Source organism: Oleiphilus sp. HI0061, assembly GCF_001635675.1.
On record NZ_LWFE01000506.1, the window covers coordinates 1 to 787 of the forward strand.

Annotated in this window: 2 protein-coding genes; both read right to left on the reverse strand. The window is 47.4% G+C overall.

Annotated elements, in window-relative coordinates:
* On the reverse strand, positions 1-389 hold a 389-nt coding region (locus A3735_RS06720), incomplete at its 3' end, for a DUF1566 domain-containing protein (protein ID WP_156499469.1).
* Positions 382-787, reverse strand: a 406-nt coding sequence (locus A3735_RS06725; RefSeq protein ID WP_156499470.1) for a DUF1566 domain-containing protein, incomplete at its 5' end; no start/stop codon positions are given. The genes A3735_RS06725 and A3735_RS06720, both read right to left, overlap by 8 nt.

The window sequence follows — 787 nt, forward strand, 5'->3', positions numbered from 1 at the left end:
TTGGCAGTATTGGGGAAAACCGTCGCATTAATACTTGGCTCAACGCATTGGTCTTCTAGCAGAGAGGCTAACTCTGCCTGGTTGGGAAGGCGCCAATCGGCGTAGCCTGCAAAACCTCCTGTCGCGTTTATATTACGAGGGATCTGAAGAGCTCCTGACCAGTTCTGCTCGTTGAGAATGCCGGTATTACACTGAGTGCCACTTAAACCTTCCAAGCATTGTTTCCACATTAGTGCCGTGCTGGTATCGGTAATGGTGCCGTCTCCGTGAATAACAAATTGTGTTGCAGGCGTCGTTTCGGCAATGGTATCGCTACTACATTCCTGTGCCAGGACAGGAAGTGAAAGCAAAGAGTGTGTTAGAAGCCCTAAGCAAATATATTTATTCATAACCACCTCTTACTAGTCGTACCTGGTTTACATTGCGTTTATCGAGGCTATAAGAGTTACCATGAGAAAAATTTACTCCCCAGGCACTGCTTGTACCGAGTGCAAAAGGGCTAGATGTCCAGGTTAAGGCTGCATTGGAAGGGAAGTAATCAGTATCGAGCATGGGTTTAGCATTACCGTAATCAACGATACTGAGCAGCTCTTTGCGATTAGGTAGTCGCCAGTCGGCATAGCCACACCAGCCGGCTTCATTCATACGGTTAACAAAGGCTTCGGTGTTGCAGTAGCTAGCCGGTTCGTCTTCGTTATAGGCAAAACATTGCTCTCCTCTGCTATCTGCAAAACCTTCCGAACCACCGTTTGAGCTTGCGTCAGTATTGTACCAACTGTAACGATCA